Origin of the sequence: Lysobacter sp. S4-A87, from assembly GCF_022637455.1 — a bacterium.
Lineage (GTDB): Bacteria > Pseudomonadota > Gammaproteobacteria > Xanthomonadales > Xanthomonadaceae > Lysobacter_J.
In genome coordinates, this window is the sequence record NZ_CP093341.1 from 1836242 (window position 1) to 1858743 (window position 22502).

A 22502-nucleotide genomic window follows, 5' to 3' on the forward strand; every position below is an offset into this window, starting at 1 on the left:
TGTGTGGCTGGCGCATTGATGGCGCGGTCACGGCCGCACGGCTAGGGTGCGCGCATGACGCGCACCCTCCGGCTTGCCACGACGACCATCGCCGCCCTGCTGCTTCTGTCGGCATGCAGCTCGTGGCCGTTCGGGTCCGACACGCCGCCGGTGTCCGGCGGCCATCCCCGGCAGCCTGCGGATGAATTCTTCTCCAACCTGCAGGCGCTGTGCGGCAAGGCGTTCGCCGGCCGGATCGTGATCGACGAGCCGCCGACACCGGGAGCGCCGTTTACCGGAAAGGCGCTGATCATGCATGTCCGCCAGTGCGAACGCGACCGCATCGCCATCCCCTTCCACGTCGGCGACGACCACTCGCGCACGTTGCTGCTGACGCGCACGAAGTCCGGCCTCACCCTCGACCACGACCGTCGTCACCGCGATGGCAGCCAGGACGTGCTGTCGATGTACGGCGGCGCCACGGTCGACCGTGGCAGTGCCACGCGCCAGGTGTTTCCGGTCGACGCCCACTCCATGGCGTTGTTCGAGCGCAACGAGCGCAGCGACTCGGTGACCAACGTCTGGACCCTGGAGATCGAGCCGGGCCGCATCGCCGCCTACGAACGCTCGCGACCGGGTCGCCGCTTCCGCATCGAGTTCGACCTGACCCGGCCGGTGCCGGCACCGCCGGCACCCTGGGGCTGGTAAGCGCCGCTTACGGCGCCTTCACCCTGAACCACGCCGCGTACAACGCCGGCAGGAACAGCAGCGTCAGGAACGTCGCCACCGTCAGTCCCCCCATGATCGCCACCGCCATCGGCCCGAAGAAGGCGCTGCGCGACAGCGGGATCATCGCCAGGATGGCCGCCAGCGCGGTCAGCACGATCGGCCGGAAGCGGCGCACGGTGGCCTCGACAATCGCCTGCCAGTGCTCCGCACCGGCGCCGATGTCGTGCTCGATCTGGTCGACCAGGATCACCGAGTTGCGCATGATCATGCCCGCCAGCGCAATCGTGCCGAGCATGGCGACGAAGCCGAACGGAACACGGAACACCAGCAGGAACAAGGTGACGCCGATCAGGCCCAGCGGTGCGGTCAGCAGCACCATGAAGCTGCGCGAGAAGCTGCGCAGCTGCAGCATCAGCAGGGTGAACACGACGAACAGGAACAGCGGCATGCCGGCGACGATCGAGTTCTGCCCGCGGGCGGAGTCCTCGACGCTGCCGCCGACGTCGATCGAGTAGCCGTAGGGCAGCTTGGCACGCAGCTCGTCCAGCGTCGGCGAGATCTGCGCGGTGACCGTGGCCGGCTGGGTGCCATCGTAGATGTCGGCGCGCACGGTCATGGTCGGGCTGCGGTCGCGATGCCAGATGATGCCTTCCTCGAAGCCGTACTCGAGCGTGGCGATCTGCGTCAGCGGCACGCTCTGGCCGCTCTGCGTCGGCACCATCAGGCTGCTGAGCATCTCCAGGCGCAGGCGCTCCTCGGCCGGACCGCGCAGCAGCATCTCGACCAGCTCGTTGCCTTCGCGATAGGTGCTCACGTGCGAACCCGACAGTGAACTCGACAGGAACTGCGCCAGCCGTGCCGAGCTCACGCCCAGCGCGCGCGCACGCTCCTGGTCGACGACCAGCCGCACCACTTTGTTGGGCTCGTCCCAGTCGAAATTGACGTTGACCACGTGCGGGTTGGCGCGGATCTTCTGCTGAACCTGGTAAGCGATCCTGCGGACCTGGTCGATGTGCTCGCCCGACACGCGGAACTGCACCGGATAGCCCACCGGCGGCCCGTTCTCCAGGCGCGTCACGCGCATCTGCAGTTCCGGGAAGCGCTTGAACACGTCCTCGATCAGCCAGCGGCGGATGTCCTCGCGCGCTTCGAGGTTCTTCGGCGTCAGCACGAACTGGGCGAAGTTGGCCGCCGGCAGCTGCTGGTCCAGTGGCAGGTAATAGCGCGGCGAGCCGGTGCCGACATAGGACACGTAGCTGGCCAGGTCCTTGCGGCCGGCGAGGATCTTCTCCAGCCGCTCGGACTGCTCGGCGGTCGCCCGCAGCGAACTGCCTTCGGCCAGCTCGATGTCGACCATCAGTTCCGGCCGCGTCGAGTCCGGGAAGAACTGCTGCGGCACGAAACGGAACGCGAACACGGAGGCGAGGAAGGCGGCAACGGTGACGCCGATGACCAGCCAGCGGCGGCGCACGCAGAAGGTCACCCAGCCGCGGAAGCGCGTGTAGAACTTGCTGGCGTAAGGGTCGTGGACCTGGCCGTCGATCGGCGGCTTGGGCGCGATGTAGTCGTGCAGGGACGGGAAGCGACCGGCCAGGCGTTCGCGGAACGAGTGCCAGCGCGCCGGCAGCGAGCCCGGCTTCGGCGGCTGCGCGGCGTGGCCGTAGTCCGGCAGGAGCTTGTCGCCCAGGTACGGAATGAAGGCAACCGCGGCGATCCACGACACCACCAGCGCAATGGTCACCACTTCGAACAGCGAGCGTGTGTATTCGCCGGTGCTCGAGCGGGCGGTGGCGATCGGCAGGAAGCCCGCGGCGGTGATCAGCGTGCCGGTGAGCATCGGGAATGCCGTGCTTTCCCAGGCGAACGCGGCCGCCTTCAGGCGGCTGAAGCCCTGCTCCATCTTGATGGCCATCATCTCCACCGCGATGATCGCATCGTCGACCAGCAGGCCCAGCGCCAGCACCAGCGCGCCCAGCGAGATCTTGTGCAGGCCGACGCCGAAGAACGACATCACCGCAAAGGTCATCGCCAGCACCAGCGGGATCGACAGCGCCACCACCAGGCCGGTGCGCAGGCCCAGCGAGAAGAAGCTCACCAGCAGCACGATGGCCACGGCCTCGGTCAGCACCTTGATGAACTCGCCAACGGATTCTTCGACGGCGGCTGGCTGGTCGGCGACCTTGCGCAGTTGCATGCCTGCCGGCAGCGTCTTCTGCAGCTGCGCGAACTCGCCTTCCAGGGTCTTGCCGAGCTTGAGGATGTCGCCACCCTCCTTCATCGCCACGCCAATGCCGATGGCGTCCTCGCCCATGAAACGCATGCGCGGCGCCGGCGGATCGGAGAAGCCGCGACGAACGTCGGCGACATCGCCGAGGCGGAAGGTGCGGTCACCGACGCGGATCGGGAACTCGCGGATCTGCTCGACCGACTTGAACTTGCCGCCGACGCGCAGCGGCACGCGCGTGCTGCCGGTCTCGAAGAAACCAGCCGGCACCATCGCGTTCTGCTCGTCGAGCGCCTGCTGCACGGCCGAGGCCGGGATGCCGAGCGTGGCCAGCTTGACGTTCGACAGCTCGATCCAGACCTTTTCGTCCTGCACGCCGAACAGCTCGATCTTGCCCACGTCCGGCTGCGACTGCAGCGCCAGCTGCACGCGCTCGGCGTAGTCCTTGAGCACGGCGTAGTCGAAGCCCTTGCCGGTCAGTGCGTAGATGTTGCCGAAGGTGTCGCCGAACTCGTCATTGAAGAACGGCCCGACCACGTCGCTGGGCAAGGTCGGGCGGATGTCGCCGATCTTCTTGCGCACCTGGTACCACAGCGGGCCGATGTCCTTGGAGCGCAGCGAATCCTTGGCGATGAACATCACCTGCGATTCGCCGGCGCGCGAGTACGAGCGGATGAACTCGTACTGGCCGGTCTCCATCAGCTTCTTCTCGACGCGCTCGGTGACCTGGCGCGAGACTTCCTCGGCGGTGGCGCCCGGCCACAGCGTGCGGATCACCATCACCTTGAAGGTGAACGACGGATCCTCGCTGCGGCCCAGCTTCAGGTACGAGAAGGTGCCGGCGATGGCCATCACCAGCATCGCGTAGACGATCAGGCTGCGATGGCGCAGGGCCCACTCGGAAAGGTTGAAGCGCATGGGTCAGTTCGCCGTCACGGGACGGTTGTCGCGATCAACCGGCTGCACCTTCTGGCCGACCCGCAGCAGGTGACCGCCGGCTGCGACCACCCAGTCGTCGGCGTCGATGCCACTGGTCACCGGCACGCGATCCTCGCCGAACGGCCCGGTCTGCACCGGCTGCAACTTCAAGGTCGAGGTCTTCGGGTCGACGACGAATACGGCATTGCCCTTGGCACCGCGCTGCACGGCCGCCAGCGGCACGCTCAGTCCGCCGTGACCGTCGCCCGGCAGGTACACGCGCGCGCTCTGGCCCAGTTCGAGCGCGCCGGCCGGCGCGTCGACGCTGATCCGCGCCGCGTACGTGCGCGACGCCGGATCGGCCGCCGGCGAGATCTCGCGGATGCGGCCCGGCCAGCGCTTGCCCGGCTGCGACCACGACTCCACCAGCACCGGCTGCCCCGGCTTGATCTGCGACACGATGCCTTCGGGCAGGGCGAAGGCGACTTCGCGGACGCCGTCGGCGGCCAGCGAGAACACCGCCTGGCCGGCGGCGACCACCTGCCCGGCCTCGGCACTGCGCGTGGCGATCACGCCGTCGGCCGGCGCCCGCAGTTGCGAGTAGGCGGCCTGGTTGCGGGCGACTTCGAGATTGGCGCGGGCCGAGTTGACCTGCTCCTGCGCCGCCTGGGTCGCGGCGTTCTGCGCATCCAGGGTCGAGCGACTGACCAGCTGGTCGTTGGCCAGGCGGGCGAAGCGCACCTGGTCGGCCTTGGCGCGATTGAGTTCGGCCTGCGCAGCGGTCAGCTGCGCCTGCGCCGCGCGCGCCTGCGCCTGCAGGTCGCCCGGATCGAGCACGGCCAGCAGGTCGCCCTTGCGCACGTGGGCACCGACATCGACCTTGCGCTCGATCAGCTTGCCGCCGACCCGGAACGACAACGGGCTTTCTTCGCGCGCACGCACTTCGCCGGCGAAGGCGGTGGCGGTCTGGGTCGATTCGCCGGGGCGTGTCACCAGCACCGGGCGGGCTTCTTCTTCGGGCTTGGCGTCGCTGCTGCACGCCGCCAGGATCAAGGTCGACAAGCCGAGCATCGCAGCAATGGCGAGGCGAGCAGCGGTGGGGGGACTGCTGCGCATTGCGGGTGACCTCGAGGTTAATTAATGTACCTGGCGGTACTGTATAAATATCAAACTCAATAGTCTAGTATTCCCGCATGACTGTCCCGCGCCAGACCAGCCCCCCGAAGTCCACCGGACCGGGTCGTCCCAAGGATCTGGGAAAGCGTGCCGCCATCCTGGAGGCGGCCAAAAGAATGTTTACTCAGCTCGGCTACGACGGTTCCAGCATGGACCAGATCGCCGCCGAAGCCGGGGTCTCCAAGCTCACCGTCTACAGCCATTTCGGCGACAAGGACGCGCTGTTCGCCGCCGCCATCGAGGCGCATTGCGAGCAGTCGCTGCCGTCGTCGCTGTTCGAACCCTCGCCGGCGACGCCGCTGCGGGATCGGCTGCTGACCATTGCCCGTGCCTTCTACGCCATGATCAGCGCGCCCGAAGCGGTCGCTGGCCACCGCATGCTGTGCACACCGCAGGTGGCCAACTCGGCCCTGCCAAAGCTGTTCTGGGAGGCCGGGCCGATGCGCGTGCAGGGCGACTTCGCCACGCTGCTCGAGCGCCGGATCGGCGCCGGCGAGCTCGAGATCGCCGACGTGCCGCGCGCGGCCGGGCAGTTCTTCGCCCTGATCAAGGGCGAGCCGCACGCCTGCCTGGTGTTCGGCGGACCTGGCCCGACCGCCGACGAACTCGAAGCTCACCTGGCCGCATCGGTCGACCTGTTCCTGCGCGCCTACGACGTCCGCGAAGGCGCCCCGGGCCGGCCGGCGCGGGTTGCGCGATGATTGCCGATGCCGGCAAGTTGCGCGCGAAATCTGGCCGGATCTGGCGGTTCGCCGCAGGAGGGTGACTGGTGTTGATTACTTCCGGCACTCAGTCCGAACACCGGCGCTCGGCCATCCTGTGCGCCGCGCCAGCACCGGCCCGGTGGGTCATTACCGGTACAATTCGCGGTCTTCCGCGCGAGATTTCCCCCCGATGAACCCCATGGATTACATCAAGGCACGCGAACTGATGGTCGAGCAGCAGGTACGTCCCTGGGACGTGCTCGATCCGCGCGTGCTCGACGTGCTGGCGACGCTGCCGCGCGAGGCCTTCGTGCCGGCCGAGCACAGCAGGCTGGCCTATGCCGACCTGGCGCTGCCGCTGGCCCATGGCGAGTCGATGATGAAGCCCGTGCTCGAAGGCCGCACCCTGCAGGGACTGGCGCTGGACCCGGGTGACGACGTGCTCGAGATCGGCACCGGCAGCGGCTTCCTGACCGCCTGCATGGGCCGCCTGGCGCGCGAAGTGGTCAGCATCGAGCGCCACGCCGACCTCGCCGACGGCGCCCGCGCCGTGCTGGCGCAGCACAACGTCGACAACGCCCAGGTCATCACCGCCGATGCCTTCGCCTGGACGCCGGACCGCCGCTTCAGCGCGATCTGCGTCACCGGCGCGGTCGATGTCATCCCGCAGCGCTTCATCGACTGGCTGCAGCCGGACGGCCGACTGTTCGTCGTGCGCGGCCGCTCGCCGGTGATGGAAGCGGTGCTGCTGCGCAACGATGTCAACGCTTCGCGCATCCAATCGTTGTTCGAAACCGATCTGCCCTACCTCGCCGGTGCGGCCCCCGCCCCGGCATTCAAGTTCTGACGACCCCTCAAACGTCCGCGCAGGCGGACGGTTCAACAAGAACGCCACACGGACAAGGACATCGCATGATCCGCCGCCCGCTCGTAATTGCCCTCGCCACTGCAATGGGCCTGTCGGCCCTGATGCCGGCCACGGCCTCCGCCGAAGACCTGTTGCAGACCTACGAGCTGGCGCGCGATAGCGACCCGCAACTGTCCGCCTCCGAAGCAAGCCGCCTGGCGGTCAAGGAAGGCGCGGTGCAGACCCGCGCCGCGATGCTGCCGCAAATCGACGGCTCCGCCTCGATCGGCCGCGCCGAGAACCACAACCGCGGCGACCTGAGCTTCAACCCCGACGGCACCCTCACCGGCGGCGACAGCCAGACCGACACGACCACGCGCAGCACCGAGGTCCGTCTGAGCCAGATGATCTACGACCGCGCCAACTTCACCCGCCACAAGAGCCAGAAGGCGCTGAGCGAAGCCAGCGACTTCCAGCTGCAGGCGGCCGGCAACGACCTGATCACGCGCACGTCGGCGGCCTACTTCAATGTCCTGATCGCACTGGAGTCGCTGGTCGCGGCCGAAGCCGCCGAGACCGCGCTGAAGAAGCAGTTCGACTATGCCTCCAAGCGCCTGGAGGTCGGCCTGGCGCCGATCACCGACGTGCATGAAGCACGCGCCCAGTACGACAGCGCGCGCGCCAACACGATCCTCGCCCGCAACATCCTCGAAGATGCCTACCAGGGCCTGACCGAGCTGACCGGCAAGGACGTGCGCGGGGTGAAGGGCCTGCCGAAGGACTTCCAGCCGGTGTTGCCGGAGTCGCGCGATGCCGAAGGCTGGGTGCAGACGGCGATCGAGAACAACCCGGCGCTGCGTGCCAAGGACCTGCAGGTGCAGTCGACCGAGGCCGACGTCGAGACCGCACGCGCCGGCCACTGGCCGCGCCTGTACCTCAACGGCAGCTACGGTGATTCGACCGCGTGGGGCGACAGCACGCTGCACGACCTGGGCATCACCCGCGACAACGACAGCCGCCAGTACGGTCCGGCCGTCGGCGTGACGCTGTCGGTGCCGATCTTCGCCGGTGGTGCCACCCAGTCCGGCGTGCGCCAGGCGCTGGCCCGCCACGATGTCGCCACCGACGAGCTCGAGTCGCAGAAGCGCTCGCTGATCCGCAACACGCGCAACGCTTACCAGACGCTGGTTGCCAGCGTCAGCGAAGTCGAGGCCCGCCGCCTGGCGCTGGTTTCGGCCAAGAGCGCTTACGACGCGTCGCAGGTCGGCCTGGAAGTCGGCACGCGCACCGTGCTGGACGTGCTGCAGAACCAGAACAACCTCTTCCGCGCCCAGCTCGAATACGCACGCGCCCGTTACAACCACCTGCAGAACCGCCTGCTGCTCGAGCAGGCCGCCGGCACGCTCGACATCGCCGACGTGCAGGACATCAACCGCCTGCTCACGCTCGACACCGAGTCGTACGTGGCTCCGGGTGACGTCCAGGGCTGAGTCACTGCTTGTTCCGCAGCAAAAGAAAACCGCCGGGTTCCGGCGGTTTTTTTTTGCGCGTGGTCCAACAGCGCATCGGCCTCGTAGCCCGGGTAAGCGCAGCGCACCCGGGGAATGAATCGACCAGCGCGAACGCCAGCATCCAGGACGGCGCACGAGAACCGCTCATGGCGCCGGCAACAACGGCTGCAGCAGCGCCATCGTCCGTGCCAGTGCACCGCGGCCGGTCTCGACCAGCGCCCTTCCGGCCGCGGCCATGCGCTCGCGGGCCTGCGGATCGCCCAGCAGTTCTTCCAGTGCCTCGCGCACCGCCTCGGCATCGTCGACCACGCGTACTGCCCCGGCATCCTGCAGCCGCTGCGCGATCTCGACGAAGTTGTGCAGGTGCGGACCGGTGACGATGGCGGTACCGGTCGCCGCCGGCTCGAGCAGGTTGTGGCCACCGATCGCCTGCAGGCTGCCGCCGACGAAGGCGACATCGGCGCAAGCGTAGAAACTCATCAGCTCGCCCAGCGTGTCGATCACGAACACCGCATCGTCCGGTTGCGGCCATTGCGCGCGCGACCGCGTCGACACCTGCCAGCCGGCCGTGCGCGCCGTGTCGGCGACCATGCGGAACCGCTCCGGATGGCGCGGCGCCCACAGCAGCAACAGGTCCGGGAATATCGCCCGCAGGCGGCGATGGATGGCGATGACCGCCATCTCCTCGTCCTCGTGCGTGCTCGCCGCGATCCAGACTGGACGCGCACCCGCGTTGGCCCGGCACTGCGCCGCGAACTCGGCCAGGTTCTCCGGCACGGTCACGTCGAACTTGAGGTTGCCGACCTCGACTACCTGGTCGGCGTGCGCACCCAGGCGGATGAAGCGCTCGCCGTCGGCATGGGATTGCGCCGCCACCGTACGCACCGTGCGCAGCGCGCGTGCCACCAGCGGCGCCAGCACGCGGTAGCCGCGCAGCGATCGCTCCGACAGGCGCGCGTTGAGGATCAGGGCCGGGATGCCATGGTCGCGGCAGCCGAACAACAGGTTCGGCCACAGCTCGGTCTCCATGATCAGCGCCGCGTGGGGCCGGTAGTTCGCCAGGAATCGCGAGACCGCACCCGGCAGGTCATAGGGCAGATAGACGTGGGAGACGTCCTTGCCCCACAGCGCCTGCACGCGCTCGGAGCCGGTCGGGGTGATCGTCGTGACCAGCAGGCGCAGGTCGGGTCGGGTGCGGCGCAGGGCGTTGACCAGCGGCACGGCCGCATTGACCTCGCCGACCGAGACCGCATGCAGCCACAGCGTCGGCGGCTCCGGCCGCTCGGCATAGAAGGCATACCGCTCCTGCCAGCGCAGGAAATACGACGGCTGGCGCAGGCCGCGCCAGATCAGGTGGTAGACGGTGATCGGCGCCAAAAGGTATAGCGCGACCGAATACAGGCCACGCATCACGCGCTCGATAGGGTCTGTCGACATCGCGACTAGGATAACCAAGGCGCATGAGGGAAAGGAGAGTTGCGAAGACCAATCGCGCCTGGTTGCTAGAATCCACCCAATGGCCAAGGCAATCGAATCCCCCACTTCGCCGCCCTCCCCGCCGTTCGGTCCGCGTCATTGGCCCATGTGGCTGGCACTGGGCGTGATGTGCCTGGGCGCCTGGTTGCCGTGGGCGCTGCAACGCTGGATCGGCCGTGGCATCGGCGCGCTGGCCCGACTGGTCGCCGCCGACCGGCGCCGTGCCGCGCGGATCAACCTGGCGCTGTGCTTCCCGGAAAGGACCCCGGCCGAGCGCGAGGCCATGCTTCGCGACAGCTTCCGCGACCTTGGCATCGGCCTGTTCGAGTTCGCGCGCGCGTGGTGGGGCCCGGTCGGCCCTATGCGGCGCACCGTGCGGATCGAGGGCCTTGAACTGCTCGACGGCATCCGCGCCGAGGGCCGTGGCGTGCTGATGGTGTCGGGCCACTTCATGACGCTGGAGATCTGCGGCCGGCTGATGTGCGACCACTTGCCACTGACGGGCATGTATCGCCGCCATCGCAGCCCGGTGATGGAGTGGGCGGTCAAGCGCGGCCGCCTGCGCTATGCCAAGGCGATGTTCACCAACGAGGAAGTGCGCCCGGCGATCCGCCACCTCAAGCAGGGCGGCTTCCTGTGGTACGCGCCCGACCAGGACATGCGCGGCAAGGACACGGTGTTCGCGCCGTTCTTCGGCGTGCCCGCCGCCACGATCACGGCCACCCACCAGTTCGCCCGCCTCAGCGGCAGCGCGGTGGTGCCGTTCTTCCACCGTCGCGAAGGTGGCGACTACATCCTGCGCATCGGCGCACCGCTGGCCGACTTCCCGTCCGCCGACGCGACCGCGGACAGCACCCGAGTCAACGCCGCCATCGAGGCGATGGTGCGCGAAGCGCCTAGCCAATACCTGTGGATCCATCGTCGCTTCAAGCGGCGGCCACCGGGGATGAAGTCGCCCTACGCGCGCCGCGACTGAGTGGTCACCGCCGTCCCGGCGACGCCGGGGTCCGGCTGAGGCTACTCGCGCGCCAGCAGGCTGCCCGCGTACAAGGCCGCCAGCAGCAGCGTCAGCCCGCCCCAGAACGTCGAATAGAACGCCAGGTGGGTGTTGATCGGGAAAATAGTCGCCGCCAGTGCCCACATCGCCGGGCGTGCACGCTCGCGTGCCTGCTCGTCGGCAAAGCGCCACGCGCGCCAGGCCAGCGCGACACCCGCCAGCCACATCAGCAGGCCGAAGCTGCCTGTCTCGCTGAGAACTTCGAGCACGATCTGGTGCGCATGCAACGCCGGACCGCCGCCCCAGGCAGCAATCTCGCCCGGCGCCGGGTCGCAATGCGGGAACGCTTCGCGGAAGCCGCGCGCGCCGACGCCGTTGAACGGATGCTCGCGAACCATGCAGGCAGCCGCGTTCCAGATCCGCGCACGTCCCGACAGCGCACTGTCGACGCCTTCGACGTCGGCCGCCAGCACATGGGCGGTGCGGGCGATGCGCTCGCGCACCTGCGGCACCGATGTGCTCAGCACCCCGACCGAGATCGCGCCGAACACGAATACTGCCGCCAGCTTCTTCCAGCCCAGCAGGCGCCAGCCCGACAGCGCGAGCGCGACGGAGAAGGTGATCCACGAGGCGCGCGAACCGGCCAGCACCAGCACCACGCCGACGCCTGCGGCCGCCAGCAGCCAGCCGGCGGTGCCCAGCCGGCGCCCACCGGCGAACAGCACGAACGGTGACAGGCTGGCCAGTACCGGTCCCAGCTTGAGGTTGCACGGACCGAGCACGCCGCTGAGGCGGTCGAGGCTGGCCAGCTCCTGCGGCGTGCACATGCCGTGGCCGCTGATGGCGTGCTTGATGGCATCGATGCCGGAGAACAGCGGACTGCTGCCGGTAGCCGCCTGCAGCAGTGCATCGACCGTCCAGATCGCGATGATCACCGCCAGTCCGCCGAAGGTGATGCGGCGCCCGCGCTGGTCGGCCACTGCCGCCGCCACCAGCCACAGGAACGGCAGGTAGCGCAGGTCGACCGCGGCCTCGCGCAGCGCTCGTGCGGGGTCGATCGCGTCGATCGCCGACACCAGCTCCGGCGTCCAGTAGGCGAAGAACAGCACGCTGGTCAGCGCCCAGGCGGGATTGCTCAGCAGCTTGGTACCACCGCGGAATCGCGACATCGCCAGGTGGATGATCGCGGCCAGTGCGCCCAGCACCAGCACGCCCTCGGCATAGCCCGGCGCCGGCCACAGCGCGACGTAGGTCAGGATCCACGCCGGCGCCCAGCGCCAGCCGTGCGTGCGCGGCGCCGCGCCGCCCATGCCCATACCCCTGACAGCGTGGTCAGCGTGGTCAGCGGCAGCGGGGTTCATCGACGAACTCGGCGTAGACGGCAAGCGTGGCCTCCTGCATCGCGCGCAACGAATCGGGAATCGTAGCCGCTGGCGGCGCCGGATGCGTAAGGAGTTCGTAGGCTCTGTGATGCAGCGCACCCGGGTCGAACGGCGCCACCGCGCCTTCGGGCTGCCAGCGCGCCAGCAATTCGCCGACGCCGCCATGGTTCCAGCCCAGCAGCGGACGGCCCACCGCCAACGCTTCAAGCACGGTTCGCCCGAACGCCTCGGGCTTGTGCGACAGCTGCAGGACCAGGTCGCTGGCGGCATAGGCGCGCGCGATCGCGTCGGTTGCCGCGGTGAACGCGACCGCGTCGTCGATGCCGCGTTCGGCCGCGACACCTTCGAGCTCGGCGATGTAAGCCTCGCGACCGGCTTCGCGCGAACCGGGCAGCCACAGCCGCGCGTCCAGGCCGTCGCCGCGCAGTCGCGCCAGCAGGTCCAGTGCGTCGGCATGCCCCTTCAGTCGCGTGCCGCGTCCGGGCAGCAGCAGCAACGGACCTCTGCCGCCCAGCGCCGGATGCAACGACGCGGCCCATGCACGTGCCGAGACATCGGGAAGCGGTGCGTGCGGGAATGCCATTGGGTCGATGCCGCGCTCGATGACGCGCAGCTTGCCGGGGTCGGTGTCGGAATATTGCCGGAGCACGTAATCGCGCACCGTCTGCGACACGCAGATCACCCGTTCGCCACGCGTCATCACCGCGCTGTAGCGCGAGGGCGAGTTGAGGCCGTGGACGGTGGTGACCAGATGCGGGCGCTGCGGCGCCGGAATGCCGCGCAGCGCCAGCACGCCGATCCAGGCCGGCAGGCGCGAGCGCGCATGCACGATGTCGGCGCCTTCGCGCAGCAGCAGCGCGCGCAACGTCCGCACGTGACGCAGCGTCAGCAGCGACTTGCGGCCGATGTCGAGTGCGATGTGCTCGGCGCCGAGCGCCTCGAGCCGGGGCACCAGGCGTCCCCCCGCGGAGACGACCACGGCGCGATGCCCTGAAGCGACCAGCGCCTGCGCGACCTCGAGCGTGGAGCGCTCGACACCGCCCGATTCCAGCGCCGGCAGCAGCTGGACGACGGTCAGTCGACGCATGGCGATTCCCGCCGCAAAGGGCGGTCAGTCCGGGGAATGGGACACCAGGGACAGGGCTGCTCGTCGCGCGTGGCTGGCAAGAGCAGGTCCCTCACTGTGTCGTCCGGGACGACGGAAGCGTCAGTCTTCCAGGACGAAGTGCGAGCCGCAGTACGGGCACTGCACCTCGCCCTCGGCTTCGACCGGCAGGTAGACGCGCGGGTGCGAGTTCCACAGCGCCATCGACGGCAACGGGCAGCTCAGCGGCAGGTCGCCACGGTGCACGACGTAGCGCTGCTCGGCGTTGGCCTGGGTCGGATGGGCGGTGGCTGCGGTCATGGGACGGGACTGATGGCGACGCGGGACGGCTAGTTTAGCAGCCCGCTGCCTGGGCCCCCCAAAACACCCCTCAAAACACCGCGCGGGGCAGGCTCAGTGCGTCAGGTCGAACAGCAGGACGTCGGCGCGGCCTTCGCCGGTGCCCTCCAGCCGCAGCGGGCCGGACTCGTCCTGGAATCCCAGGGCATCGCCGGCCTGCAACGCCCGGCCATTTGCGCTGATGGTGCCGTGCACCACCTGCAGCCAATAGAGGCGTGAGGGCTCGAGCAGGTGCTCGGCGGTCTCGCCGCGATCCAGCCGCACGTCGCGCACGATCGCGTCCTGGCGCACCGCCAGGCTGCCGTCGCGGCCGTCTGGCGAGGCCAGCAGCGTCCACCCGCGGGCGTCGGCGCTGATCGGCGGACGCTGGGCGTAAGCCGGTTCGTGGTTGAGCCGCGAGGGCTGGATCCAGATCTGCAGGAAATGCACCGGCGCGGTCGCCGAGCCGTTGTATTCGCTGTGCTCGACGCCGTGGCCGGCGCTCATCCACTGCAGCTCGCCGGCACCGATCACGCCACCGCCACCGCTGCTGTCCTTGTGCGCAAGCTCACCGGAGATCACGTAGCTGAGGATCTCCATGTTGGCGTGCCGATGCGGCGGGAAGCCCGCGCCGGCATCGACGCGGTCCTCGTTGATCACCCGCAGCGGTCCGAAGCCCATCCAGGCCGGGTCGTAATAGCCGCCGAACGAAAACGTGTGGCGGCTGTCGAGCCATGCCGTCTGGACATGGCCGCGGGCACTGGATGGGCGTTCGATGATCATTCCCGCAAGCTTACTTCTTCGCTTCGGGCTTGGGCACGCTGGCTTCGGTGGTGATGCGGATGGTCACCGCGTCGCTGACGTTGGGCGCGTACTTGTCGACGCCGAAGTCGCTGCGCTTGATCGTGGTGGTGGCATCGAAGCCGGCCGCGGCGCGCTTGGAGATCGGGTGCTCGGCGATCTTGTTGATGGTCGTGTCGAGCACGACCGGCTTGGTCACGCCGTGCAGGGTCAGGTCGCCGAACACGCGCAGCTTCTTGTCGCCGGCGGCTTCGACCTTGGTGCTCTTGAAGGTGATGGTCGGGTACTTCGCGGCGTCGAAGAAGTCGGCGCTGCGCAGGTGCTCGTTGAAATCCTCCACGTTGGCTTCCAGGCCCGACAGCGGGATCGTCACTTCGACCCTGGAGGCGCCGACGTGGTCGGCGTCATAGACGATGACGCCATCGACGTCGCCGAAATGGGCGATCGGATTGGAGTAGCCGAAGTGGCTCCAGCTGGCGACCACGTCAGTGTGGTTCGGGTCGATCTTGTAGGTCACCGGCGCGGCGAGGGCGGCGGTGCTGGCGGCGGCGAGGGCAACGACCAGGGCAATGCGCTTGAACATGAGGTGGAGCTCCTTGTGGATCGGGGGCTTGTGGATCGCAGGCTTGTGGATCGCATGCTTGCGGATCGGGGAGTCGAGCCGCCTCAGAGGATCTGGGCGGCTTCGTCGAACGGCAGCCGCGGCGAACGCGCGAACAGCTTGGCGGGGTCGCCGTGGCCGAGGTTGATGAGGAAGTTGGACCTGACCTGGGTGCCGGCGAAGAACGCCTCGTCGACGAGCGCATTCTTGAAGCCCGACATCGGGCCGCAATCCAGGCCCAGCGCGCGCGCCGCCATCAGCACGTAGGCACCCTGCAGGCTGCCGTTGCGCAAGGCGATCACTTCCAGGTCGTGCTCCGGGCGGCCTTCGAACCAGGAGCGCGCGTCGGTGTGCGGGAACAGGTAGGGCAGCTTGTCGTAGAACGCCATGTCGTAGCCGACGATCGCCGTGACCGGGGCGGCCAGGGTCTTGGCGTAGTTGCCCTCGTCCAGGGCCGGCGCCAGCCGCGCCTTGGCCTCGGCCGACTTCACGAACACCATGCGCAGCGGCGACATGTTGGCGCTGGTCGGGCCCCACTTGGCCAGCTCGTACAGCTGATGCAGCGTCTCGTCGCTGACCTCGCCCGTGAGCTCGTTGTGCGTGCGGGCGGTGCGGAACAGCTGGTCGAGCGCGGCGTCCGGAAGGACGGCATGGGACGGGTGGGACATCAGGTACTCCAGTTGAAGCCGCCAGGACTGCCCGCGGCCGAGGGTTGAAAGTGTAGAGTCTGGCGCGATCGCAACACTCGACGCTTCCAGAACGGATTGAGCGCAATCGTGCAACAACCCAGGGCCAACAACGTGAACGCTGCAACAGCCACCGCGGGTGCCAGCGTCTGGTCGCTCAGCGATGGCAAGGCCGGCAACCGCCGCCAGGCCGATGCGCTGGCGCACGCGCTCGGGCAGCCGTTCCGGGAATGGCCGCTGCAGCCGAGGCCCCCGTGGCAGTGGCTGGCACCGCGGCGATGGCCCGCGGCCGACCACGCCTTCGGCGCCGGATTCGCCCAGGCCCTGTCCGCGCCGCCGCGGCTGGCGATCGGCTGCGGCAGGCAGGCGGCGCTGGCCACGCGGCTGCTGCGCGAGCGCGGCGCGCGTGCGGTGCAGATCCTCGACCCGCGCATCGCCACCCATCATTGGGACCTGGTGATCGCTCCGGAGCACGATCACCTGTACGGCGCCAACGTGATCACCCTGCTCGGCAGCCTGCACCCGGTCGACGACCTCTGGCTGGCGTCGGCACGGCGCGACTTCGAAGCCTTTGCTGCCCTGCCAGGCGTGCGCACCGCGCTGCTGCTGGGCGGCGCCAGCGCGCACGCGCGCTTCGACGACGCGATGTACGAGCAGGTCCTGGCGCAGGTGGAATCCATCGTCCGCAACGAAGGCGGCAGCGTGCTGGCGACCGCGTCCCGACGCACGCCTGCGCCGGTGCGGCAGCGCCTGCGCGCGCGCCTGTCGGCATTGCCCGGCGTGGTCTGGGGCGGCGAGGAAGACGGCGCCAATCCCTACGCGGGCGTGCTCGGCTGGGCCGACCGCATCGTCTGCACGGCCGACTCGGTCAACATGCTGTCGGAAGCCGCGGCGACCTGGGCACCGGTGTTCGTCGCCGGACTGGACCGCGTCGACGGCCGACCGCGCCGATTCCTGGCCAGCCTGCTGGATCGGGGCCGGATCCGGCCGCTGGCGCAGGCACTCGACCCCTACCCGGTGACGCCGCTGCGCGAAACCGCGCGCGTAGCGGCGCAGGTGCAGGCGCGCCTGCGCGTCTAGCGTCGGGCTGCCTGGCTACGACGCGGGCGCAGGCTCGCCGTCGAATTCAATGCCGCGACGCCGTGCCGCGTCGCTGATCGAACGCCGTGCCGTTTCGATCGGCTCCGTGACCGGCAGCCGTCGCGGTCGCCGGTCGAGCGTGCACGCCAGGCCGGCTTCCAGCAGCACTGCATGCGCCTGCAGCAATGCGTCGGTTTCATCCGTGGCGAACCAGCCGCTGGCGCCCATCGCCCGGATCAGCTCCGGCGTGCTGCGCGGCTGCAGCCAGTCGCGATGCCCGACCGCTTCGGCCAGCACCGCGTACTGCAACAGGAACTCCAGGTCGACCAGGCCACCCTCGCCCTGCTTGAGGTCGAAGGCGGCGGCATCGCTGCGGTCGAGCTCGGCGCGCATGCGCCGACGCATCGCCACCACGTCATTGGACAGCGCAGCCGCGTCGCGCGGCCGCGCCAGGGTCTGCGCCCGCACCTCTTCGAAGGCCGATCCAAGCGTGTCGTCACCGGCGACGAAACGCGCGCGTACCAGTGCCTGGTGCTCCCAGGTCCAGGCGCGCTCGCGCTGGTAATCGCGGTAGCTGGCCAGGCTCGACACGAGCAGGCCCTTGGCACCGTCCGGGCGCAGGCGCACGTCGACATCGAACAGGCGCCCGGCCCCGGTCACCGCACCCAGCAGGGCGACGACCTTCTGTGCCAGGCGCGCGAACCAGCGCGAGGCCTCCAGCGGCCGCGCGCCATCGGAATGCGCGCCTTCACCACCGGGCGCCTCGTACAGGAACACCAGATCGAGGTCCGAACCGAACCCCAGCTCCTCCCCACCCAGGCTGCCGTAGCCGAGCACGGCGAAACGCGCGCCGTCGATGCGGCCGTGCGCGCTGGCGACCTCGTGATCGGCCAGGTGCAGCACGCGCATCACCACGCCATCGGCCAGCCATGCCAGCTGACGTGCGCTTTCCGCCGCCGACTGGCGACCGTCGCGCAGCGCCATCGCAATGCGGAAGCTCAATGCCTGGCGCACCTCGTTGAGTGACTGCAGCACCGCCTCGGCGTCGTCGTCATCGCCCTGGGCGACGGCGAAGCAGGCGGCATGCAGGGCATCGCGCCCCGGCAATGGACCGGCCACGCGCGCATCGAGCAACTCGTCGAGCAATAGCGGATAGGCCGCCAGCCGCTCCGCCAACAGCGCGCTGTGGCTGACGACCTCGACCAGGCGTGCCAGTGCCGCCGGCTGCTCGTCGAGCAGGGCGAGATAGGCGCTGCGGCGCAACACGTTGTGCAGCAGCGCCAGCAATCTGCGCAGCGCCAGCATCGGCTCGGTTGACGCAGCGGCGGCCTGCAGCAACGCCGGCAGCACGCGGTCGAGCCTGGCGCGGGCACTGTCGGACAAGCCGCGCACGCCGGGACTGCGGGCGAAGTCGCGCAGCACCGCGTCGGCATTGCCGGCCTCGATGAAGCCGGCGTCGCCGAGCACCGCACTGTCGCCGCCCTCGGGCAGCGCGCGCCAGTACGTCGTCAGTGCATCGGGCGCGCTGCGGCGGCGCCGTGGCGCCAGCAACGCCTCGAATTCGGCGGTGACGCGGCCGCGCTGCACATCCAGCGAGTCACGCAGCGTGTCCCAGTCGGCGTAGGCCAGCGACGCCGCGGTGCGGGCGCGGTCGTCGGCGGACTCGGGCAATGCATGGGTCTGCGCGTCGCGCAACATCTGCAGGCGGTTCTCCAGCTGGCGCAGGAAGCGGTAGGCCTGGGCCAGCAACGCCGCCGCCTCTTCGCCGACCTGGCGAGCCTCGACCAGCGCCTGCAGCGCCGGCAGCAACCTCCGGCCGCGCAGCGCCGGTTCGCGACCGCCGTAGATCAGCTGCAGCGCCTGCACCAGGAACTCGATTTCGCGGATGCCACCGGGACCGCGCTTGATGTCGTCGGCCAGTTCCTTGCGTGCGACCTCGGCGCTGATCGCCGCCTTCATCGCGCGCAGGCCGTCGAGCGCGCCGAAGTCGAGATAGCGACGGTAGACGAACGGCCGCAGGCTATCGAGGAAGCGCTCGCCGGCCTCGATGTCTCCGGCTACCGGCCGTGCCTTCTGCCAGGCATAGCGTTCCCAGTCGCGTCCCTCGTGCTGGAAGTACTGCTCCATTGCCGTGAACGACCAGGCCACGCGCCCGGCGTTGCCGTAGGGGCGCAGGCGCAGGTCGACGCGGTGGCAGAAGCCGTCGACGGTGGGTTCGTCGAGCAGCTTGGCCAGCTGCTGGCCAAGGCGGGCGAAGTAGTGCTCGGCATCGAGCGGGCGCGGGCCATCACTGCTGCCAGACAACGCGCCGCCGTCGTGCTCGTAGGCGTAGACCAGGTCGACGTCGGAGCTGAAGTTGAGCTCTTCGCCGCCGAGCTTGCCCAGTCCGAACACCACCAGTCGCTGCGGTCGTCCTTCGCGATCGCGGACCACGCCATGGCGTTGCGCGAACTGCGCTTCCAGCGCGGCCAGCCCCAGCTGCAGGCATTGCTCGGCCAAGCGCGTGCTGCCGGCCAGGGTCTGGTCGACATCGTCCAGCCCCAGCACGTCCCGCCAGATCAGTCGCGTCGATTCCGCCGTGCGGTAGCGGCGCAGCAACGCCGGCCACTGTTCGCTGTGGCCCGCCAGCAGTTCCGGCGGCGGCGCAGCCGGCGCATCGGCGTCGGCGGCCAGGCGCAGCAGCAGCTCGGGCTGGCGCAGCATCGTCTCGACCGCGAAGTCGCTGGCGCGGGCCAGCGCGACCAGGCGCGCATCGAGCTCGGGATCGGCATTCCAGGCGTCCGCGGCCACGGCGCGCAGGCGCGCGAGTGCGCGTGAGATGAAGGGTTCGACATCGTCCATCGCGAAATGATGGCACGCGCGCGCCACCCCCTCCGTAGCCCGGGTAAGCGCAGCGCACCCGGAGTCGACGCAGCGAAGGCACGTCGCACACCCGGCGAAACCAGGCGCCAGGCAACAAAAAAGCCCGCCCCGGTCGAACCGGTTGCGGGCCTGCTCCCTCCCCCACGTCGGGATGCGGGGCCGATCGTGAAGGAACCGTTAGGGGCTTGCACGCTGCACTGCAAAAGAGAACTCGCGGGTTCAGAAAGCTGTGGAAAAGCCATTTGCTGAATAGGGATTTGATGATACTTGCGTGCGCACAGCGCACAAAAACACAGACCCCGCCTCTCGGCGGGGTCTGCTTTGACTCATTGCATCAAGCGCCAATCACGGACGCGCGATGGTCACCACCGGCGACTGCCACTGCTCCCAATGGGCCGGGTTGTTCTCGTCACCCAGCGCCTTGAGCACGTACAGCCTCAGGATGTAGCTGCCATTGGGCACGACCAGCTGCTTGTTCTTGTTCTTCGTGGTGATGCCGTCCCACGAGTAGGCGAAGAAGCTCGTCGCAGAGGAGTTGCGGCCCAGGAACTCTTCCTTGTAGGCGGTGTACCAGAGCTTGCCCGAACCGGCCTCGTACACGTCCAGCCGCAGTTCGCGCGCCTGGTGGTCCTGGTGGATGAGGAAGTACGGGATGTCATCGCCGACCATCGTGTACGTCGCACCCGCCGGCTGGTTGGTGTAGGACGCACCGTTGAACTTCGCCAGCCACGGGAAGCCATTGGCCGTCGGCTTGAGCACCTGGCGCAGCTGGTAGTCACCGATGTAGCCGGCGAACGGCACGCGCAGCGTCGGGCTGCCGTCGTTCGGGGTGAACACCAGGTAGCCACCGTACTGACCGCCCACCGGCGCGGCCTGCGGCGTGATCGTCACCGGGATCGTGACGCTCTGGTTCTTCGTCAGCGTCACCGTGGACGAGTAGAAGGTCACGCCGGCTTCGCCCAGCCAGAAATCAGGCACGAAGGTGGGTTCGCCGGTGGTCACCGCGTTGACCGAGGACAGCGTGTAGGTCACGGGCGTCTTGCCGGTGTTCTTGAGCGTGATCGCATGCGTGGTCGCGCCGCTGGTGCCTTCACCCAGCGACAGCTTGCCCGGGTTGATGCGGACGGCCGCCGTCACTGCGTTGTCGATGCGCAGCATGCCGGCGCCCTGGCGGTGCACATGGTCGAGCAGGCCCGAGGCCGGGCTGAGCGACCAGTTCTTCGGCACTGCCGAGTTCTGCAGGATGCCCGCGACGTTCCTGGCATTCGTGTTCGGGGCCGACTGCAGCAGCAGCGCTGCGGCACCGGCCACGTGCGGCGAAGCCATCGAGGTACCGCTGATCGTCGCGTAGCCGCCGCCTTCGAGCGGATAGGTCGAGTAGATCGAGCCGCCCGGAGCGCCGATATCGGGCTTGAGCGTCAGATCCGGCGACAGGCCGTAGGCACTGAACGAGGAGATGTAGCCGCCAACCGCGTTCGGGAACGAATCAACCCCGCTGGTCCAGGTCAGCTGGACCGGGCCACCGGCCAATCGACCATCGAGCAGATCGCCGAAGGCCTTGGTGGTGCCGACGACCGGGATGTTCACCGACGGCGTGCCGGCAACGGTCGGATTGAGCGGTGCGGCGACGACGTTGTCGTACAGCACCGCGCCCACCGCGCCGGCGTTCTGGGCGTTGATGGCCTTGATGTAGAACGAGCAGGTGCCGCGACGGATCAGTGCGACCTGGCCGGTGAGGCTGCCTGCAGGCAACGCGGCGCAGGCGGCGTCGGTGGTGGTGGCGGTGCCGACACGGCCCAGGGGCGCGCTGCCCGACGACGGCGCCAGCGGCGAGCCGGTGGCCTGGTTGAAACCGACCTTCAGATTGTCAGGCGATACCGTGAAGTAGCGCTGGCGCGCGGCAATGTTGTCGAACGAGGCGACGGAGATGACCTTTTCGCCGGTGCTCGGGGCGCCAGTCGAGTACAGGCCGGTGGCACCGCTGTTGCCGGCAGAGGCCACCACGACTATTCCCTTGTTGACCAGGCGCGAGGCGGCCTTGGCGGTCGGGTATTCCGGCCACTGATAGGTCGAGCCGATGCTCATGTTGAGCACGTCCATGCCGTCGTGATGCGCGCGTTCCATGGCCGCGATCATGATGTCGGCCGTGGTCGAGCCTTCGCAGCCGAAGACGCGATAGGCGCCGAACTTCACCTTCGGCGCAACGCCCTTGACCACGCCGTTGGCGCCGATGATGCCTGCCACGTGCGTGCCGTGGCCGTTGCAGTCGTCGGGATTGCTGTCGGGGGTCGCGACCGGGTTGTAGCTCGGCGACGACGGGTCGGCATTGAACGCATCGCCGACGAAGTCCCAGCCCTTGATCACGCGCGAGGTCGGGAACGGCGTGCCGTGGTTGGTGCCGGTGCCGCCGAGATCCGGGTGGTCAATGTCCAGGCCGGTATCCATCACCGCGACCCGAACGCCACGACCATCCAGGCCGAGCTCGTTCTGGGCGATGTCGGCGCCGGTCATGGTCAGCGCAGTGACGAGGTCCGGTTGCGGATTGGCGACCGGGTCCGGCATCTGCATCACTTCAACCGGCCAGATCGCCTTGACGCCGGGCAGGCGCGCAACCGTGCTCAACTGGCTGCGCGTGACCGTGATCGACAGACCGTTGAACAGATCGTTGTAGGCGAAGTTCTCGCGGTAGTTGATGCGCGCGGCGCGGGCGCCATCGCGGAATGCCTTCTTCTCTGCCTGCAGCGACGTGGCCGAACCGCCGTCGGATTCTGGCGCGGCACTGAGTTCGACGAACCAGCGTTGCGGGGTCTCGTCCTTGGCCGGTCCGGCCTCGGGCTCGGGAAGGGGTTCATCGGGGAAAATCTGTTTCAGCACGGATGATCCCGGTGCGGCCAGGGCAACCATGCAGGCGCTTGCAAGCGCCGTAACGACAAGTACGGATGGCTTCTTCACTGCGAATCCCCTTCTTCAAATTAGGTGATGACGCAAAAATGGAACAGCCCCCTGTGGCGCCATTGTTGACAGAAAAAGGCAGTCTCCGCGCGCGGCAATGCAACAAGAGTTCGCGCCTGCCCCGGCACAGGAAGATGACTGCGCCGGTTTTCAC

At 68.8% G+C, this 22502-nt stretch carries 17 protein-coding genes; 6 read left to right on the forward strand and 11 right to left on the reverse strand.

What is annotated here, in order from left to right:
* Positions 1-54: 54 nt before the first annotated feature.
* Entirely contained in the window at positions 55-687 is a 633-nt protein-coding gene (locus tag MNR01_RS08315) for a hypothetical protein (RefSeq protein ID WP_241920434.1), read from the forward strand.
* A 7-nt stretch (positions 688-694) separates the two neighbouring features.
* Here MNR01_RS08315 and MNR01_RS08320 read toward each other — a convergent pair whose 3' ends face one another.
* Positions 695-3850 (reverse strand): efflux RND transporter permease subunit, encoded by a 3156-nt coding sequence (locus tag MNR01_RS08320; RefSeq protein ID WP_241920435.1) that lies wholly within the window; start codon positions 3848-3850, stop codon positions 695-697.
* A gap of 3 nt (positions 3851-3853) precedes the next feature.
* A complete protein-coding gene (locus MNR01_RS08325; RefSeq protein ID WP_241920568.1) occupies positions 3854-4921 on the reverse strand; it encodes an efflux RND transporter periplasmic adaptor subunit in 1068 nt (355 codons plus the stop codon).
* A gap of 122 nt (positions 4922-5043) precedes the next feature.
* Here MNR01_RS08325 and MNR01_RS08330 point away from each other — a divergent pair, with 122 nt between their 5' ends.
* From MNR01_RS08330 to MNR01_RS08340, 3 genes are all read left to right on the forward strand, one after another.
* Positions 5044-5727, forward strand: a complete 684-nt coding sequence (locus MNR01_RS08330) for a TetR/AcrR family transcriptional regulator (protein WP_241920436.1) — start codon at positions 5044-5046, stop codon at positions 5725-5727.
* 202 nt (positions 5728-5929) lie between these two features.
* The gene (locus tag MNR01_RS08335; RefSeq protein WP_241920437.1) at positions 5930-6577 is read left to right on the forward strand and encodes a protein-L-isoaspartate O-methyltransferase; all 648 of its coding nucleotides are present in this window, start codon (positions 5930-5932) and stop codon (positions 6575-6577) included.
* 65 nt (positions 6578-6642) lie between these two features.
* On the forward strand, positions 6643-8067 hold the full coding sequence (locus MNR01_RS08340) for a TolC family outer membrane protein (RefSeq protein WP_241920438.1): 1425 nt from the start codon (positions 6643-6645) through the stop codon (positions 8065-8067).
* A 165-nt stretch (positions 8068-8232) separates the two neighbouring features.
* On the opposite strand, the gene waaA is transcribed toward MNR01_RS08340, so the two are convergent.
* The gene (waaA, locus tag MNR01_RS08345; RefSeq protein WP_241920439.1) at positions 8233-9525 is read right to left on the reverse strand and encodes a lipid IV(A) 3-deoxy-D-manno-octulosonic acid transferase; all 1293 of its coding nucleotides are present in this window, start codon (positions 9523-9525) and stop codon (positions 8233-8235) included.
* A 79-nt stretch (positions 9526-9604) separates the two neighbouring features.
* Between waaA and lpxL the strand changes: the two genes are divergently transcribed.
* Positions 9605-10540, forward strand: a complete 936-nt coding sequence (lpxL, locus tag MNR01_RS08350) for an LpxL/LpxP family Kdo(2)-lipid IV(A) lauroyl/palmitoleoyl acyltransferase (RefSeq protein WP_241920440.1) — start codon at positions 9605-9607, stop codon at positions 10538-10540.
* 41 nt (positions 10541-10581) lie between these two features.
* Here the strand turns inward: lpxL and MNR01_RS08355 are convergent, their stop codons facing one another.
* The 6 genes from MNR01_RS08355 to MNR01_RS08380 all read right to left on the reverse strand — a co-directional run bounded on the left by MNR01_RS08355 (position 10582) and on the right by MNR01_RS08380 (position 15436).
* Complete coding sequence (locus MNR01_RS08355; RefSeq protein WP_241920569.1) at positions 10582-11871, reverse strand: O-antigen ligase; 1290 nt, start codon at positions 11869-11871, stop codon at positions 10582-10584.
* Positions 11872-11902: 31 nt separating this feature from the next.
* A complete protein-coding gene (locus tag MNR01_RS08360) occupies positions 11903-13030 on the reverse strand; it encodes a glycosyltransferase (RefSeq protein WP_241920441.1) in 1128 nt (375 codons plus the stop codon).
* Positions 13031-13150: 120 nt separating this feature from the next.
* Positions 13151-13348 carry a zinc-finger domain-containing protein gene (locus MNR01_RS08365; RefSeq protein ID WP_241920442.1) on the reverse strand — a complete coding sequence of 66 codons (198 nt, stop codon included), beginning with the start codon at positions 13346-13348 and terminating at the stop codon, positions 13151-13153.
* 93 nt (positions 13349-13441) lie between these two features.
* Entirely contained in the window at positions 13442-14149 is a 708-nt protein-coding gene (locus MNR01_RS08370; RefSeq protein ID WP_241920443.1) for a pirin family protein, read from the reverse strand.
* Between the two features lie 10 nt (positions 14150-14159).
* Positions 14160-14750 carry a YceI family protein gene (locus MNR01_RS08375; RefSeq protein WP_241920444.1) on the reverse strand — a complete coding sequence of 197 codons (591 nt, stop codon included), beginning with the start codon at positions 14748-14750 and terminating at the stop codon, positions 14160-14162.
* Positions 14751-14833: 83 nt separating this feature from the next.
* On the reverse strand, positions 14834-15436 hold the full coding sequence (locus MNR01_RS08380; protein WP_241920445.1) for a malonic semialdehyde reductase: 603 nt from the start codon (positions 15434-15436) through the stop codon (positions 14834-14836).
* 132 nt (positions 15437-15568) lie between these two features.
* Between MNR01_RS08380 and MNR01_RS08385 the strand changes: the two genes are divergently transcribed.
* On the forward strand, positions 15569-16534 hold the full coding sequence (locus MNR01_RS08385) for a mitochondrial fission ELM1 family protein (protein ID WP_241920446.1): 966 nt from the start codon (positions 15569-15571) through the stop codon (positions 16532-16534).
* A 15-nt stretch (positions 16535-16549) separates the two neighbouring features.
* On the opposite strand, the gene glnE is transcribed toward MNR01_RS08385, so the two are convergent.
* Both glnE and MNR01_RS17500 read right to left on the reverse strand, forming a co-directional pair.
* Positions 16550-19375: a bifunctional [glutamate--ammonia ligase]-adenylyl-L-tyrosine phosphorylase/[glutamate--ammonia-ligase] adenylyltransferase gene (gene glnE / locus MNR01_RS08390; protein WP_241920447.1), complete on the reverse strand. Its 2826-nt coding sequence runs from the start codon at positions 19373-19375 to the stop codon at positions 16550-16552.
* A 366-nt stretch (positions 19376-19741) separates the two neighbouring features.
* Positions 19742-22270, reverse strand: coding sequence for a S8 family serine peptidase (locus MNR01_RS17500; RefSeq protein WP_305852248.1), 2529 nt, complete (start codon positions 22268-22270; stop codon positions 19742-19744).
* Positions 22271-22502: the final 232 nt, after the last annotated feature.

What these genes read in the sequence shown, in the direction of transcription:
- MNR01_RS08315 (WP_241920434.1), top strand. Translation starts at nt 55, where the DNA reads ATGACGCGCACCCTCCGGCTTGCCACGACGACCATCGCCGCCCTGCTG.
- glnE (WP_241920447.1), bottom strand. Translation starts at nt 19,375, where the DNA reads ATGGACGATGTCGAACCCTTCATCTCACGCGCACTCGCGCGCCTGCGC.
- MNR01_RS08375 (WP_241920444.1), bottom strand. Translation starts at nt 14,750, where the DNA reads ATGTTCAAGCGCATTGCCCTGGTCGTTGCCCTCGCCGCCGCCAGCACC.
- MNR01_RS08355 (WP_241920569.1), bottom strand. Translation starts at nt 11,871, where the DNA reads ATGGGCGGCGCGGCGCCGCGCACGCACGGCTGGCGCTGGGCGCCGGCG.
- MNR01_RS08370 (WP_241920443.1), bottom strand. Translation starts at nt 14,149, where the DNA reads ATGATCATCGAACGCCCATCCAGTGCCCGCGGCCATGTCCAGACGGCA.
- MNR01_RS08380 (WP_241920445.1), bottom strand. Translation starts at nt 15,436, where the DNA reads ATGTCCCACCCGTCCCATGCCGTCCTTCCGGACGCCGCGCTCGACCAG.
- lpxL (WP_241920440.1), top strand. Translation starts at nt 9,605, where the DNA reads ATGGCCAAGGCAATCGAATCCCCCACTTCGCCGCCCTCCCCGCCGTTC.
- MNR01_RS08325 (WP_241920568.1), bottom strand. Translation starts at nt 4,921, where the DNA reads ATGCTCGGCTTGTCGACCTTGATCCTGGCGGCGTGCAGCAGCGACGCC.
- MNR01_RS08335 (WP_241920437.1), top strand. Translation starts at nt 5,930, where the DNA reads ATGGATTACATCAAGGCACGCGAACTGATGGTCGAGCAGCAGGTACGT.
- waaA (WP_241920439.1), bottom strand. Translation starts at nt 9,525, where the DNA reads ATGTCGACAGACCCTATCGAGCGCGTGATGCGTGGCCTGTATTCGGTC.
- MNR01_RS08360 (WP_241920441.1), bottom strand. Translation starts at nt 13,030, where the DNA reads ATGCGTCGACTGACCGTCGTCCAGCTGCTGCCGGCGCTGGAATCGGGC.
- MNR01_RS08320 (WP_241920435.1), bottom strand. Translation starts at nt 3,850, where the DNA reads ATGCGCTTCAACCTTTCCGAGTGGGCCCTGCGCCATCGCAGCCTGATC.
- MNR01_RS08365 (WP_241920442.1), bottom strand. Translation starts at nt 13,348, where the DNA reads ATGACCGCAGCCACCGCCCATCCGACCCAGGCCAACGCCGAGCAGCGC.
- MNR01_RS08330 (WP_241920436.1), top strand. Translation starts at nt 5,044, where the DNA reads ATGACTGTCCCGCGCCAGACCAGCCCCCCGAAGTCCACCGGACCGGGT.
- MNR01_RS08340 (WP_241920438.1), top strand. Translation starts at nt 6,643, where the DNA reads ATGATCCGCCGCCCGCTCGTAATTGCCCTCGCCACTGCAATGGGCCTG.